Origin of the sequence: Chitinophaga fulva (assembly GCF_012927205.1) — a bacterium.
Taxonomy (GTDB): Bacteria; Bacteroidota; Bacteroidia; order Chitinophagales; family Chitinophagaceae; genus Chitinophaga; species Chitinophaga fulva.
Genome location: NZ_JABBGC010000003.1, coordinates 617,859 through 633,116, shown reverse-complemented (window position 1 = coordinate 633,116; position 15,258 = coordinate 617,859). Strand labels below are relative to the sequence as shown.

The window sequence follows — 15,258 nt, the reverse complement described above, 5'->3', positions numbered from 1 at the left end:
AAAAATTTTATGAGAGAGCGAGGTCGTACAGACTTCGCTCTTTTTGTATTCATTATTTCGTGAGTAAACGGAGAGGTGCTTTGGTACCAGTGACGTTCAGGATATTGGCCTGCTTGCTGGTCATCCAGTCCGGAAGCGGAGCGCCCTTCAGATAGTAGTTGAAAAACTCCAGCATGCGCGTGTTGAAGTCCAGCGCCGGTGGGCCGAAAACGCTGTGGCCTTGTCCTTCATATTGCAGGAAATAAACCACTTTGCCCATCCGTCTCATCCCTGTGAAAAATTCAATTCCCTGTCCAACCGGTACATCATTGTCGTCCATATTATGCATCAGTAGTAAGGGTGTTTGTATTTTATCGATGTTAAACACGGGTGAATTCTCCAGGTAAAGGTCTGGTCTGTCCCACAACGAGGCGCCGATACGATCGCGGTATAGTTCGTATTGTCCCTGCCTGGAATATCCGGAGCCGATGATGGAGCCGTATGCACTGACGAAATTGGTGAAGCCCGCAGCAGAACAGGCGGCTGCAAAGCGGCCGGTATGGGTGATGATATAGTTGGTTTGAAAGCCGCCGAAGCTGTGGCCCTGAAGGCCCATCCTGGTGGAATCGACATAAGGCAGCTGTATCAGCTTATCGGCAGCGCCCATTACCGTATTCAGGGAGCTGCGGCCAGGATACCCTATTTCAAAATGGATGTCGGGCGTGAAAACGAGGAAGCCGTTGCTGACGAAATAGGGAATGTTCATTGGCCCCATGCTGGGTTCAGGCCGGATGTAGAGATGCAGGCATTCGCTTATCTTCTCGTAATAATAAAAGATAACAGGGTATTTCTTTTGTGGGTCAAAGTTCTCCGGTTTGTATAGAATGCCCTGTGCTGGTTTCCCATCCCGGGTTTTAAAATCCACCAGTTCTGTCGTTAGCCAGTTGACCTGTCGCTCCGGATGGACATCGCTGATCGCTTCAAAATGAATAAAGTCTTTTGTAGCGTAAACGTTTGGGGCACTGGAGGCATCCATTTTCTGCACAAGATATACGTCTGCATTTTTCGCTTTGACAGGGGAGGTGCGCATGAAATATTTGCTTTCCTCCGGACCTGTGATAATAGCGGGCTCCATGCTTAGTTTCCGGAGCTTTCCTTTTATGATTTCATAGAAACCATCTTCTTTCGTTGTGCGGTTGAAGGCTGTCAGCAAGATGGATTTACCGGTGTGTTCACCGGGCGGAAAGGCAAAGCGGAACACGATGTTGTTTGTTTTTCCATAACCACCGGTCAGGTTAACAGGAGCCGATTTCCCGTTGAGGTCAATCTGGAAAATATCATATTGATCATACAGGTATAATATCGTTTCGTCTTTATTGAAGCCGCCGGGAGGAAGATTGAGGTAAGGTGCAAAAGGGATGTCGTCATTATCGTAGGTGGTCCAGTTGGCGGATATGCCGGCGGTGATGTTTTTGCGTTCACTGGTGGCAACGTTATAACTGAAATAGTTTTGCTGGTCGGCATCAAAATAGATAATCCACTTGCCTTGCGGCGAGAGGCTATACGAAGCGCTGTTACGGTCACCAGGTGATGTGATCATTTTTTTAGACCCGTCGGCCAGATTGACCAGTGTCCGGGATGACATGGCAGATTTATTCCAGTTCCACTCTCCTTTGTGGGCAAGGGTTTTGTCCAGTAGTTGGTAGTTGTTGCGCGGGTTATAGGAGCCGGGATAGAAGGCTGCCATATAGAAGGGGGATTCATCCCTGTCCTGCGTTTGAATGATGGTATTACTGTTGAGATACCATATCGCCTGGCAACGGAGCGGTTCATTATTGTCGTTAAGTTTTGTGTCGAGGAAGGTGCGCAGATGCAGCTTAGCAGGATTGGGGGCAGCTGGCGCCGGCTTTTTGCCGGTCAGCGTACAGAAGATGAAAGTCCCATCACTATTGAACCTGTCGAAATTGCTGAATATCATCTGATCGTTGACCTGCATGCGTGGTGTGGCTACAATAGCTTTGCCTGTCTGATCGCGATGATAATACCAGCAGGTGGGCGCCTGCTCATTATTGGCCGTCATAAAAATACACTGCGTTCCTTTTTCATCCGCGATGATATTGACTGGTTCTTTTCCCCTATAAATCTCTTTGGTGGCATGATGGGAGAGATCTACCGTCTGGATAGTATAAGTACTGGTGTCCGTCCTGCATTTAAGAAAGAGAAAATGCCCGTTACCGCTGGTGGCATAGTCTGATACCTGGTTGTACTGGTAAGTCGCGCCGGATGCCAGATTACGGATTTCCAGGTGGTTGTCTGTTTTTTGAATAGCCAGCCATCCGGTGTCTGTTTGTTGAAACAGGGAGAATTTTTTTACCGCTGGTATCCTTTCTTCTTTTGAAGTACCCAGCGTCACTAACAGGAGGCTGTTGTCCGCCAGTTTCGTGACCGCCAGTTTGCTGTCTGTAGTAAAGCTGATAGGTTGGAATGCCAGCAGTTCCTTTTTCCACGAATGATCGATAGCCTGTATGACCTGTGTTGCTTTTCCGGGTGGCTGATTGTAGATGTAAAATGACGCATACCGGCCGTTGTCGCTGATTTTCGGATTAAGGGCCAGGTTCCAGGTGGTGAAGTCGGAGTCGTTGAGCGGGCGCTTTTGTGCGTAGGTGCTGATGGTGAGCAGCAATAATAAGATGGCCAGGTATTGTTTCATGGGTTGGAACAGGTTTGAGGGAAAGGTGTTACAATGATAGTCATTTCGTCATCATCTTATTCCGTAAACTGGCAACCGAAACCGTAAAACAATTCTTCCCGGGAGATGTGGTTGCAGGCCATGGATAAGCCTTGGCGCGCCGAAAGAAAGTGCACGGTTTTTAAAGAATATTGCTAAATTGCTGCACTGTACGTAGAAAAACCTCAGATGACATGAACAAAACTAACTCCTCCATACCGTATTATCGGGAGATAAACGATTTGTTGGCAGCCTTGCCATTAGACAACAGAACGCAGCATCCCGATTTTTACTGCCTGCGGCTGATCAAAAATGCGGAAAGCGTCTACAAGCCGCCTTTTAGGAGAGGGTTCTATTTCATCGCATTAATGACCAACGCGGCTAACACAAAAATCGAGTATGTCGATACAAAGGTCGATAATGTAAAATCTATGCTGGTAGTGCAATCTCCAGACCTGGTGTATAGTTTCTACCGGGATTCCGGAACGCATGGGTATATTATCTATTTTAAACAAACATGCTTTGATTATTTTAAGCCTTCCTTTCAACAGGAGTTTCCTTTCTTTCATCCCACCCAGACAGATATACTAACGCTCACTAACGAAAAACATAAAACGTTGGTCCCCTATTTTGAAGATGTTTTTACAGCCTATGAGCATGCTGATAACAACAGCCGGCGGATTGCCAGTCTCAAATTGCTGGTGTTGTTGTATATGCTTAAAGACCATATGGCATTTGCACAATGGCAGGAACGTATGGTGACACCGCAACAGCTTCTGCTGAGGAAATTTACGGCTCTAGTTAACAATAATTATGTAGAAAAAAGAACGGTGGATGAATATGCGCAGCTATTGCATATCACGCCTAATCATCTTTCACAGGTGATTAAAGCCGCTTCCGGGAAAAATGCGCTTTCGCATATCAATGAACGGGTAGTAACGGAAGCCAAATCGCTTATTCTCTATACCAAATTCACGATGGCAGAAATAGCCTATCAATTGAATTTTTCAGACCCGGCGAATTTTGGCAGCTTCTTTAAAAAACAAATGGGCCTTACGCCTCTGGAATTCCGGGAAAACAGTCATCCATGAAATCAACAATTCCTGCCATGATTTAAACCATAAGGGGCTACTGTTGTACGCTACTTTTGTTCCATCAGTTTAAAACAAAAAAATTATGGAAAAGAAAAGTAATGATCAGACAGTTGCCCAGGCAACGAATTCAAATACCGGTGTTCGTTCACTGGAGCTGCTTATCGGTACATGGCAATTAGGCGGAGATGCATCCGGCACAGTAAGATACGAGTGGCTGGAGGGTGGTTTCTTTATGCTGCAGCATGTAGATATGAAGCTGTTCGGAAATCATATCGTTTGTGTTGAGGTGATCGGGCATATGAAGCCATTTGGCCAGGAAGCTGATGAGCAAATCAGATCGAAGGTGTATGATAATGCCGGCAACACATTGGACTATGTGTATGAGCTGGAAGGTAATACGCTCACGATCTGGGGCGGAGAAAAAGGCTCTCCTGCTTTTTTCAGCGGTACATTCAGTGAAGATGGAAACTACAACAGTGGTGCGTGGGTTTATCCCGGTGGCGGTTATCAATCAACCATGCAGAAAATTCAATAACCACCAATGTTTTAGCATCATGGCAAAGAAACTAATAATCACAAAACCTACTTCAAGGACGCAGCTGGTATTGTCAAAAATTTCTGTAATCACCGGAATACTATATGTGTCACTGTTACTGCTCCTGCATTTGCTGGAACCCGGGTTTGACCCATCATGGCGTTTTATCAGTGAGTATGCATTGGGCAAATCCGGGTGGTTGATGAACATCGTTTTTCTCTCTTTTGTGGTAAGCAGCCTGAGTTGTGGCCTATCTGTTTTCCCGCAGGTAAAAACTATCGTGGGGTATATCGGGCTTATTATTTTAGCCATTGGCGCTGCCGGCATTTTCATAGCGGCGATATTTAATACTGATCCTGTTACCACCGGCCCGGATAAGCTAACATTCAGCGGGAAGATGCATTATATGGGGGCATCGCTGGATTATACCCCTTTAGCGATGTTGCTGCTGGCGTTTGGCCTGGGGAGAACAGTAGCGTGGAGACCTGTTCGCAAGAAACTGTTAGTAGCCGCTGCTATTCCCATCCTGCTGACCATTGCTTTTATGGCGTCTATGCCTGCTGATTATAAGTTTGGTCCGGGTGTGTATACCGGTTTGATAGGCCGCTTCCTGTTTGCTTCTTATCTTGTCTTTATATTAATGGTAGGGACACACGTCCGCAGGTTATACGCCACTGGTGCTAACCGTTAGGAATGACAATCTCTGGTTATGCATAAGGTAAATCCCGATGGCCACCATCGGGATTTATTTTTTCTTCAATCCTGTACAATTGTAAGGTGGTACGGTCCTGAACAGGGAGCATTGGCAACGGTGGTAGCCAAAACCCCATTCGAGGCCACCGTCAGGATTTCGTTGCCGTGTAGTGGGAAATCGCAGACATTAGGATTGGTGTTGGGGATGTAAACGACCTTGGACAGTCGCGCTTTGGAAGCCATGGCGGCGGATACGATGGCGGCTATGATGGTTGCTGCCAATAGGAAAACAGATTTTTTCATGATGATGGATGTTGAGGGTAATGGAAAGGGCTGTTGCGTCCGGAGCTTGATCTTCGTCGTTGGCCAGATATAGGATGCTAGGATCTTTATAGCTGCAATGATAGCTATTTTGGGGTTATGTTATTTCGTAAACCGGGAACTAAAACCGCTGAAATCATCACGGTTTATGGAGAAACGGTCCTGTACCGGACAAAAAAATACCGGCACCACCTGTAGGAGCGCCGGTATTTTCGTTTATGATAACAACTAAAACGTCTGTTTCTTCTCCAGTTCCGGCAGGACGGCGTCTATGCGTCTCGCCAGTTCCGGTAATTTAATAGTCGGTACAGCAGGAAACAGGTGATGTTCAAGGTGAAAGAACATGCTGAAGGTGAGCTTGTTTTTCCAGGTACCCCGTTGGGTTCGCGCCAGTTCCGGTGCTTCGGTCGTATCATGATGTACCGTCCATACGGCAAAGAAGGCCATCAGGCATTCGCCGGTCAGCATGACAATTATATGGTAGAGGAGGAAGTGGACATCGAGGAGAACGACAGTAGCTGCAAACACCGCTATGGCGCTTAATTCCAGCAGGGTGTTGCGTACATATTTTTTATTGGCCGTCTGAAAAGTGACGCGATGAATGTGGAACATATGTACCGGACCGTAAAGGATGGCTCCATACCAGCTCATGCCGGCGGATTTACCTTCATAGTCTTCGTCAGACAGGCAGTATTTATGGTGACGGATATGATTGTACTTTACAGCATGCATGGAAGCCATCATCAGTGTGCTGTTAAGAAAGAGTGATAACCAGGTCAGGCGTTTATGCGTGCCGAGCGACTGATGGAAGCCATTGTGTACCTGTCTTAATGCTGTCAGGAAAAAGAAAGCGGAAAACGGCAGGGCGGCAAGGTAATATCCTTTCCAGGCCAGTGCCCAGGATGCCAGCAACCAGGGAATGGTCAGGTTGTTTTCAATTAACATTTCGGGGACGGAGAGATGCCGGAGGTCCTTCCAGGCCACTTTGCGTTGAATGTCAGCGTGGTTCATCGGATACAGGGTTATGAGCCACAAAGATACGCTATCCGGAAGCAGATTGATCAGTTATCTCCCAAATTCCAAAGAAACCGCGTTAAAATTTGTTTTTCTTGATAAATTATTTATCTTCAAAAAATCAAAGTCTCAAAATAGCCGGTTACTATATGTCTATGTTCAACTTATATAAATCTGAATCTGCCAATTCCCATCGTCTTTAGGTCTATACGCTGAAAATCCGCCCCATGGCGTTACTGCTTGGTTAAAGACAGGGGAGGGCCTTATGAAACTATTCAGTTATGAAAAAGAAAAAAGCAGCACTGGCGAAAAAGCTTACCCTCGCCAAAGAAACAGTAGCTTCCCTGACTGTAAAACAACAGGGTGTATTAAACGGTGGCAGGCTTTCCACCAATTGCGATACCTATGATCCACAATGGACCTGCGAGTCACATCCCCGTCCTACCAATGTTTGCATGTAGTGATAGCTGTTAACCCGGCATCAACGATGGTAAACCCGATTTAACCCGTAAATCCCTGTTATGAGAAAAAAGAAAATTGCCCTCGGCAAGAAATTGTCCCTGAACAAGGCTGCTATTTCCACGCTCACGATGCAACAACAGGCTGTTGTAGGAGGTGGTCCTTTTACCGTTATGCCGCGTTGCATAGAAACGGTAGTCCAAACCTGTATCACGTACATGCCTGGGCAGGACCAATGTTACATCTGCCCTGAAGCTTAATTTTTAACCCGGAAAATACCCCTCTTGCACAGAGGGGTATAACCTCCCTCAGATCAACTATGTATGAAAAAGAAAAAAATCACACTTAGTAAAAAACTGCTGCTGAAGAAAGATGCAGTGGTGGAATTGAATGTACTGCAACAAGCAGGTATCGGCGGCGGAATGCCCAAAACATGGAAAACCACCTGTTGCTCCCAGGATACGCTCTGCGAACTCTGCTAAGTCCCGTTTTTATGAAAAAGAAAAAAGCGATTCTCCGTAAAAAGCTGTCGTTGAAGAAAGCCGTGCTGGTAACGTTGGGCGCACCGCAAATGACCGCACAGTCAGGCTACTCCTGTGTAACCTGCTGGACGGTTTGCTGCCTCACCGTTCCGGAGACTTACTGCGTAACTGATTGCACGGTAGCTTAATCCTTCATCTTTAACCGGGAACTGATGTATCTGTTCCTCCTGTAATCTTCCTCTTATGAAAAAGAAACAATTAACACTCAGCAAAAAACTGTCACTGAAAAAAGATGCTGTTGCCACGCTGAACCCGCAACAGCAAGCCAAAATTGCCGGTGGTATGCCAAGAACATTGTTTAGTGCCTGTTGCGTGGATACCAATGAAGCCACCTGTCCTGATGACTGTGTGGTATACACCACCCGTGGATGTGGACGTGCTTAATGTTTTTCTGAAAAATAGCGATACGCTTATCTGCAAACCGTCACAATTATGAAAAAGAAACTGACACTCAGTAAAAAACTGCTGCTAAAAAAAGATGCCGTTGCGACGCTGAATCCGCAACAGCAAAACAAAATCGCTGGTGGTGTTCCGCTGACCTGGTGGAGCGCCTGCTGTCAGAATACCCGCGAAGTTACCTGCCCCGATGGCTGTGTCCGGACTTCTGAACCAACAAAATAGCTTTTAGCATTTATTGCAAAACCGGGCATACTATCCTCTGTATCCGCGGACGGCGGAGACCTGTGTCCATCTAAAACCTCCACAATCATGAAAAAGAAAACACTTCAACTGAGCAAAAAACTGCTCCTCAAAAAAGACACCGTTGTAACACTGAATCAGCAAGACCAGGCGAAACTCGCCGGTGGTGCTCCCATCACCTGGTGGAGCGCCTGTTGCGTGGAAACTGATGAAGTAACCTGCCCTGCGGGTTGTGTAAGGACAAGATAATTATCTCACAGCCGAACATCCGCCCCATGGCTACAGACAGGGGAGGGCTTTAAATTTTCTATCCACCAATATGAAAAAGAAAAAAATCGATCTCGGCAGAAAACTGCTGTTGAACAAAGAAACTGTCGCATCATTAAACGAATCCCAGCAGCAGCAACTGGTGGGAGGTGCGGTAACACGCGATATCGTATGCACTGAAGATACCCGTGCTATCTCCAGCTGCAGAGCTACGCGTCCGGCGCCTAACTCACCCTGCTGCCAGATACCCTGATGGTAAAAGGGTATCGGTCACCGGATGACCAGGGAAACACTCCTGCATGAGCACACCCCTGTCTCCGTTCTTTTCCCAACAGGGAAAGCCCGTCTTTCCCTGTTGTACACCATTAAATCTATGCTGCCAAATGAATAATACCGCCACTCAGTTAAGATACATCTATCATGACATGATTCCCTTGTTACGGGAACGTAAATACGGAGCCGATTATAACACCAGCCTGTTCAAAGGTCCATGGGGCGCCTTGTTGTTCATGTTTTATTACGAGCAGTATGCCGACGACCAGTCGGACAACGCCACCGCACTGCTGGAGGAAATATATGCTGAATACGCACCGGAAAAAGGAGATAACTACTCCTTCTGTAACGGCCATACCGGCCCCTTCTGGCTGCTGGAACACCTGACCCGCCACGAGTTCCTCGACCTCGACATCAATGAACTGGCCTCCGATTTCGTTACAGCTACTATCCTGCAAAGTAACTTCCACCTGGAACACCAAAACTATGACTTCCTGCATGGCAGCTCCGGTATGTGCAACTTCCTGGTCAGATTTGCCAGCCGCCCAGATGTGGCCACCCACCTGGAACATTTTGTACAAACCCTGTGGAACAACAGCGTGATGACCGACCAAGGCCGTAGCCTGCCTTTCTTCTATACACATGATAAACCGGAAGGTATCTTCTGTAACTCCTTCAGCCTCGCCCATGGCTCCTGCTCCCTGCTGATTATTGTAGCAAAAATATACCAGGCCGGCATTGCACAGGAACTGTGCCACCGCCTGATCTCAGAAAGTATTCCGTTCATCCTGGAAAATAAGAATACAGTTACCGATGATTCCCTCCAGGCCCTATACCCGGCTATCCTGGATGGCAAGTCCACCCAAAGCCGCCTCTCCTGGTGTTACGGTGACCTGAACGTGGCCATGATGCTGTGGCATTGTGGTAAACTGTTCGACGAGCAACACTGGAAAGATGAAGCACTGCATATCATGCGTTACAATATGCGCCGTGATACCGATGAAGCCGCCGGTATCATGGACAACTGCCTGTGCCACGGCTCCGGCGGTATCGCCGCTTTCTACCGCAAATTCTGGTTTGAAACACAGGACGAAGCTTTCCTGCATTGCGCCAACCACTGGCAGGAAAAAGCGGTCGAAAAAATCGTTTTCCCGGAAGATCATAGTAAACATGGGATCAAAATGTGGTTAGGAAAAGACAAACAATGGGAATATGTTTGGGACCTGTTAGATGGCAGTAGCGGTGTGGGGTTGTCTATGTTATCACAACTGCACCCCGAACCATTGCCATGGGACGAGTGTTTTCTGCTCTCCTGAAAACTATTTTAATCATCTGCAAAAGGAACGACTATGGCCCTATCGCATACAGGATTTTTCCTATTAAGAAGCCCGCTATACCCGGTGAACCGGTATCGTGATGTGTTGGAGGGCAGCCTCCAGGAGCTGGCAGACAAGAACCCGCTGTTCCTGTATGCCCTGTGTATCGCCTCCGGCGACCTGCTCAAAGAGCTGGAGAGGTTCCTCAGTGATCCGGCCTCCTTCAACAAAAAGAAGACCGACAAGCTGCGTAAATCGCTGTATAAATACTGGGTGCGCGCCTGCTCCCGCAGTACACCCTATGGCCTCTTCGCCGGCTGTACCACCGGCACCATCGGCGCTGATACGCAACTGCTGCTTAATGATATGAAAGACGCCTACCAGTACGTGCGCCTCGATATGGACTATTATACCCGTATCTGTAATCATATCAGCCAGCAGCCGGACATCAGCATGGCACTACGCTATTACCCCAACAACAGCCTCTATAAAACCGGTGATAAATACCGCTACGCGGAATATACCATCAACAATAACCGGCGTAAATATCTGCTCACTGCCGTGGAAGATTCGGTGTTTATGACCGCTATCATCCGTGAAGCTGCCGCCGGCCTGACGATTGCACAGATCGTACAGGTGATACACGAGCAAGACCCCTCTGTTACGGAAGAAGAAGCCACCGGCTTCGTCCGTGAACTGATAGATTCCCAATTGCTCATCGCAGATACCGAGCCACGCATTACAGGTGAAGACAACCTGCAATCCCTCACAGACCGCCTTTTATCCATCCCCGATGCCAGTACCTTCCGCGACGCGCTGCTTGCCCTGCAACAGCTGTTCCGGCAGCAGGACTTTGAACGGTCTCGCCTGGCCGCCATCCATCAACAGTGCGAAACCGCTTTCCCCGTCAGCATCCCCAAAGACCTGTTGCAGATAGACCTGTTTAAAACCGCGCAACAATGCCAGTTGAGCGAAACGCTGGTCAACGATATATTGTCACAGATCCACCGCCTGATGGCTCTCTGCCTCGGCTATACGAAAGGACAGACGGAGATGTCGTCTTTCATGACCCGTTTCATGGAACGTTATGAGTCACAGGAAGTGCCGCTCAACCTGGTCCTGGACGGTGAAACAGGTATCGGTTACGGCGCTGCGATCGAAAATACAGTACACACTCCCTTCGTGGAAGATGTGGCCGGAGCTTCCGCCAGTGAAAATCAAACCGTGAACTGGTCACCGCTGCAACAGCTTGGCCTCGATAAATACGAACAGTTCCTGCAGCAGGACCTTACTGAAGTGGCCATCACTGACGAAGACCTGCAAAAACTCGGTGATCCTGAAACAGTACCGATGGCCCGCAGTTGCTACCTCTTCGGCAGCCTGCTGGGATCCTCCGCCGAAACGGCCGACAAAGGCGACTACCGCTTTGCCCTCAACTCCATGGGCGGCCCGTCTGCCGCCAACCTGCTCGGACGCTTCTGTAACGGCGACGAGGTGCTGACAGAAAAAGTGAAAACCATCCTCGATGAAGAAGCCGCTGCTTACCCGGACCTCGTCATCGCGGAAGTGGTGCATTTCCCCGAAGCCCGTGCAGCCAACGTGCTGATACGGCCCACCCTGCGGCCTTATGAGATACCTTATATCGGCGTGGCCGGTACGTCGGAAGAATTCCGTATACCGGTGGCGGATATTATGGTGTCTGTGAGACAGAATGAAGTTATCCTCAGAAGCAAGCGGCTCAACAAACGCATACTGCCACGCCTCAGCTCTGCCCATAACTACGGCTACAACAGCTTGCCTATCTATAAGTTCCTGTGTGATCTGCAACATCAGTCGCTGATCTCCTTTTTGCACTGGGACTGGGGCGTGTTTGCCAACCGCAAACGCCTCCCCCGGGTAGTGTATAAAAACATCATCCTCAGCAGGGCCACCTGGACGCTCACCAGCAAAGAAGTGGAACATCTGGGCGATGATGCGGATGCGAACCTGCGTTTCTTCGATCAGTACCGTGAACAGCAAAAAATGCCGGACAAGGTATTGCTCGCTGAAGCAGACAATGAGCTGCTGTTAGACCTAACCGCACCAGCCGCCATAGGACTGCTCATCGACCACGTGAAAAAGATGACGTCTGTAAAACTGAAGGAATGCCTGCTGGCGGAAGAAAGCGGTATTGTACGGGATACAGACAACGGAGCCTACGCTCATGAAGTGTTAATTCCTATGCGTAGCGTGCCTGTTGCTGAAAAACCAGGCGACAAGCCGCGCCCTGTCGTTGCCACTGCAGCGCCGGTGCAGCTGCCGGAGCGTAGTTTTGCTCCCGGCAGTGAATGGCTGTACGTAAAAGTATATTGCGGTTTCCGTGTGGCAGAGGAACTGCTGGCCACCTGGTTTGCGGAGCAACTACCGCAATGGCAGGAAGATGGCCTGTTTGAAGAGTTCTTTTTCCTCCGCTACGGCGATCCCTTGCCGCATATCCGCCTCCGCTTCCGTAACAGTCAGCACCCCGGCCATAATGATGAGATCCTGCATCGCATCCAGAACGGATTACAGCCGCTGGTAGACAACGGACAGGTATCTAAAATTCAATGTGATACCTATATCCGCGAAATAGAACGCTACGGCGCCGCTACCATGGAGATCAGCGAACAGCTGTTCAGCGCCGACAGTCTCGCGGTGCTGGGTGTTGTTAGTATGCTGGAAGGAGCGGAAGGAGAGACTTATCGCTGGCGGATGGCCCTGCGGGGAACAGATATGCTGCTGGAAGATTTTGGCCTCACGCCCACAGAACGTAAACAGCTGCTGGCAGGCCTTCGCGAAGGTTTTGCGGCCGAATTCGGCGGTGCTAAAGCGCAGCACAAGCCGCTCAACGACAAATACCGTAAGCACCAGCAGGAAATTGCCTCTTTCCTGCGCGCCGAAAACGACGAAGCCAACGAAATCTCAGATGCGGTAGACTTCTTCCGTCAACGGTCGGCTATCACGGCCCCGCTGGCACAGCAGATACGGCAGCATTACCAGAACGATAACCGCTATTTCGATATTCTGGCCAGCCATATTCATATGTTCCTCAACAGAATATTTGTGGCCAAACAACGCAAACACGAAATGGTGATCTATCATTTTCTGGAGAAATATTATTTATCACAACTGGCGATGGAAGCAACACTGAAATAAATGGCTTTTACTACTTATAGACAACTGGACGCGATGGACTGCGGGCCTACCTGCCTGCGGATGGTGGCCAAACACTACGGCCGCGAATATCCGCTCGACTACCTGCGCGAACTGGCCAACATCACCCGGGAAGGCGTAAGCCTCCTCGGTATCAGTGAAGCCGCAGAGAAAATAGGATTCCGCACCAACGCTGTGAAGATCACCTTTGAACAACTGGACGAAAATGTGGAGCTGCCCTGTATTCTGCACTGGAACCAGCAACACTTCGTGGTGCTGCCTCCGCAGGACTACAACCGGCATAACCCCAAAGACAAAATACTGGTGGCTGATCCGGGTCATGGCCTCGTCAAGGTGGATAAAGATACATTCCTCCACTGCTGGCAGGGCAAACAAAACCATGGCGTGGTACTGATGCTGGAGCCGGGAGAGCAGTTTCACCGGCAACAGGCGCCGGAACGCGCTGCTACCGGCTTCCGATTTCTGTTCAGCTACCTGCGCCCGTACCGAAAGTACGTGGTGCAGCTGTTCCTCGGATTGATACTGGCCAGCCTCCTGTCACTCATCATGCCTTTCCTGACTCAGAGCCTGGTGGACTATGGCATCAACCGCCACAATGTGCACTTCGTGTACCTGGTACTGGTATCCCAACTGGTGCTCTTTGCCGGCTCTACGGCCATTGAGATGATCAGAAGCTGGATACTGCTGCATATGAACAGCCGTATCAACATCAATATCATCTCCGATTTCCTCATTAAGCTGATGAAACTGCCTATCCGCTTTTTCGACAGTAAGATGATCGGGGACATCCACCAGCGCATCGGTGACCATACCCGTATCCAGACTTTCCTGACCGGTACCACCTTATCTACCTTGTTCTCTTTCGTGAACCTGCTGGTGTTTACCGTGGTACTGGCAGTGTACAGTATGAAGATATTGCTGGTGTTTGTGCTGTTCAGTGCAGCGGCCATCACCTGGATATTCTTTTTCCTGCGCCGCCGTAAAGCGCTGGACTACCGGCGCTTTCAGCGTATGAGCGACAACGAGAACATCCTCTTTGAGCTTATCACAGGCATGCAGGAAATTAAACTGAACAACTGTGAAACAGCCCGGCGCTGGGAATGGGAACATGTGCAGGCGGGTCTGTACAAGATCAACGTAAAAAGCCTTGCGCTGGGGCAATACCAGCAAATCGGTTCCGTATTTTTTAATCAGCTGAAAAACATCCTGATTTCGTTTATCAGTGCCCGTGAGGTGATGAACGGAAATCTCACCCTCGGTATGATGTTGTCAGTGAGCTATATCATCGGGCAGATGAACAGCCCGCTGGACCAGCTGTTGACGTTTATTCAATCCGCGCAGGACGCCAAAATGAGCCTGGACAGATTGGGTGAGATACACAACCGCCCGGAAGAGGAGAAGCGCGATCTGGTGATACCTCCGCCATCGTCGTCTGATGGCAAAGGTGATATCGTGCTTGAAAATGTATCTTTTCAATACGGCGGCGCAAGGTCGCCTTTTGTATTGCAGGATATTAACATCGTTGTGCCGGAAGGTAAGGTGACTGCCATTGTGGGCACCAGCGGCAGTGGTAAAACGACGCTCATGAAACTGTTGCTGCAGTTTTATGAGCCTACCGGCGGACAGATCAAAGTAGGAGAGAACGATCTGATGGACCTGTCGCCAAAGTGGTGGCGCCGTCAGTGTGGCAACGTAATGCAGGATGGGTTTATCTTCTCCGGCAGCATCGCCAAAAACATCGCTATCAGCGATGAAACCGTCAACAACGAAAAATTGGTACATGCCGCCGAAATGGCGAATATTCGCCATTTTATCGAAGACCTGCCGCTCGGCTATCAGACCAAGATCGGTAACGCCGGCAGCGGTATCAGCGCCGGCCAGAAACAACGGATACAGATTGCGCGCGCTATCTACAAAAATCCGCATTACCTTTTCTTCGATGAGGCTACCAGTGCGCTGGACGCCAACAACGAACGCGTGATCATGGACAACCTGGAACAGTTCTTCCGTGGCAAAACGGTGGTGGTGATCGCCCACCGCCTCAGTACCGTAAAGCATGCAGACCAGATCATTGTGCTGGACCGGGGCCGCATCGTGGAAACCGGTAACCATGCTACACTGACCGCACGGAAGGGTAATTATTTTGAACTGGTAAAAAATCAACTGGAACTGGGAGGATAATGTTATGCCGGAAAACAAACCGATA

At 49.1% G+C, this 15,258-nt stretch carries 17 protein-coding genes; 14 read left to right on the top strand and 3 right to left on the bottom strand.

Annotation, left to right across the window (positions count from 1 at the left end):
- Positions 1–52: 52 nt before the first annotated feature.
- Positions 53–2,689, bottom strand: a complete 2,637-nt coding sequence (locus tag HHL17_RS25795) for a S9 family peptidase (RefSeq protein ID WP_169227726.1) — start codon at positions 2,687–2,689, stop codon at positions 53–55.
- Positions 2,690–2,901: 212 nt separating this feature from the next.
- On the opposite strand from HHL17_RS25795, the gene HHL17_RS25790 reads away from it, so the two are divergent.
- The 3 genes from HHL17_RS25790 to HHL17_RS25780 all read left to right on the top strand — a co-directional run bounded on the left by HHL17_RS25790 (position 2,902) and on the right by HHL17_RS25780 (position 5,027).
- Positions 2,902–3,798, top strand: a complete 897-nt coding sequence (locus tag HHL17_RS25790; RefSeq protein WP_169227725.1) for a helix-turn-helix domain-containing protein — start codon at positions 2,902–2,904, stop codon at positions 3,796–3,798.
- An 85-nt stretch (positions 3,799–3,883) separates the two neighbouring features.
- Complete coding sequence (locus HHL17_RS25785) at positions 3,884–4,336, top strand: hypothetical protein (protein ID WP_169227724.1); 453 nt, start codon at positions 3,884–3,886, stop codon at positions 4,334–4,336.
- The gene (locus tag HHL17_RS25780; protein WP_317166608.1) at positions 4,263–5,027 is read left to right on the top strand and encodes a DUF998 domain-containing protein; all 765 of its coding nucleotides are present in this window, start codon (positions 4,263–4,265) and stop codon (positions 5,025–5,027) included. Before HHL17_RS25785 ends, HHL17_RS25780 begins: the two co-directional genes overlap by 74 nt.
- Before the next feature lie 65 nt (positions 5,028–5,092).
- Here the strand turns inward: HHL17_RS25780 and HHL17_RS25775 are convergent, their stop codons facing one another.
- Positions 5,093–5,332 carry a hypothetical protein gene (locus tag HHL17_RS25775; protein WP_169227722.1) on the bottom strand — a complete coding sequence of 80 codons (240 nt, stop codon included), beginning with the start codon at positions 5,330–5,332 and terminating at the stop codon, positions 5,093–5,095.
- Positions 5,333–5,578: 246 nt separating this feature from the next.
- Positions 5,579–6,361, bottom strand: a complete 783-nt coding sequence (locus HHL17_RS25770) for a fatty acid desaturase family protein (protein ID WP_169227721.1) — start codon at positions 6,359–6,361, stop codon at positions 5,579–5,581.
- 284 nt (positions 6,362–6,645) lie between these two features.
- Between HHL17_RS25770 and HHL17_RS25765 the strand changes: the two genes are divergently transcribed.
- From HHL17_RS25765 to HHL17_RS25715, 11 genes are all read left to right on the top strand, one after another.
- A complete protein-coding gene (locus HHL17_RS25765; RefSeq protein ID WP_169227720.1) occupies positions 6,646–6,825 on the top strand; it encodes a class I lanthipeptide in 180 nt (59 codons plus the stop codon).
- A gap of 60 nt (positions 6,826–6,885) precedes the next feature.
- Positions 6,886–7,083 (top strand): class I lanthipeptide, encoded by a 198-nt coding sequence (locus HHL17_RS25760; protein WP_169227719.1) that lies wholly within the window; start codon positions 6,886–6,888, stop codon positions 7,081–7,083.
- Between the two features lie 63 nt (positions 7,084–7,146).
- The gene (locus HHL17_RS25755) at positions 7,147–7,305 is read left to right on the top strand and encodes a class I lanthipeptide (protein ID WP_169227718.1); all 159 of its coding nucleotides are present in this window, start codon (positions 7,147–7,149) and stop codon (positions 7,303–7,305) included.
- A gap of 11 nt (positions 7,306–7,316) precedes the next feature.
- Positions 7,317–7,493: a class I lanthipeptide gene (locus HHL17_RS25750; RefSeq protein WP_169227717.1), complete on the top strand. Its 177-nt coding sequence runs from the start codon at positions 7,317–7,319 to the stop codon at positions 7,491–7,493.
- 55 nt (positions 7,494–7,548) lie between these two features.
- Positions 7,549–7,749 (top strand): class I lanthipeptide, encoded by a 201-nt coding sequence (locus HHL17_RS25745; RefSeq protein ID WP_169227716.1) that lies wholly within the window; start codon positions 7,549–7,551, stop codon positions 7,747–7,749.
- Positions 7,750–7,797: 48 nt separating this feature from the next.
- Positions 7,798–7,986 carry a class I lanthipeptide gene (locus tag HHL17_RS25740; RefSeq protein ID WP_169227715.1) on the top strand — a complete coding sequence of 63 codons (189 nt, stop codon included), beginning with the start codon at positions 7,798–7,800 and terminating at the stop codon, positions 7,984–7,986.
- Positions 7,987–8,073: 87 nt separating this feature from the next.
- On the top strand, positions 8,074–8,253 hold the full coding sequence (locus HHL17_RS25735; RefSeq protein WP_169227714.1) for a class I lanthipeptide: 180 nt from the start codon (positions 8,074–8,076) through the stop codon (positions 8,251–8,253).
- Positions 8,254–8,323: 70 nt separating this feature from the next.
- On the top strand, positions 8,324–8,524 hold the full coding sequence (locus tag HHL17_RS25730; protein WP_169227713.1) for a class I lanthipeptide: 201 nt from the start codon (positions 8,324–8,326) through the stop codon (positions 8,522–8,524).
- Between the two features lie 130 nt (positions 8,525–8,654).
- Positions 8,655–9,860: a lanthionine synthetase LanC family protein gene (locus HHL17_RS25725; protein WP_169227712.1), complete on the top strand. Its 1,206-nt coding sequence runs from the start codon at positions 8,655–8,657 to the stop codon at positions 9,858–9,860.
- A 33-nt stretch (positions 9,861–9,893) separates the two neighbouring features.
- Entirely contained in the window at positions 9,894–13,034 is a 3,141-nt protein-coding gene (locus HHL17_RS25720; RefSeq protein ID WP_169227711.1) for a lantibiotic dehydratase, read from the top strand.
- The gene (locus HHL17_RS25715; RefSeq protein WP_169227710.1) at positions 13,035–15,233 is read left to right on the top strand and encodes a peptidase domain-containing ABC transporter; all 2,199 of its coding nucleotides are present in this window, start codon (positions 13,035–13,037) and stop codon (positions 15,231–15,233) included.
- Positions 15,234–15,258 lie beyond the last annotated feature (25 nt).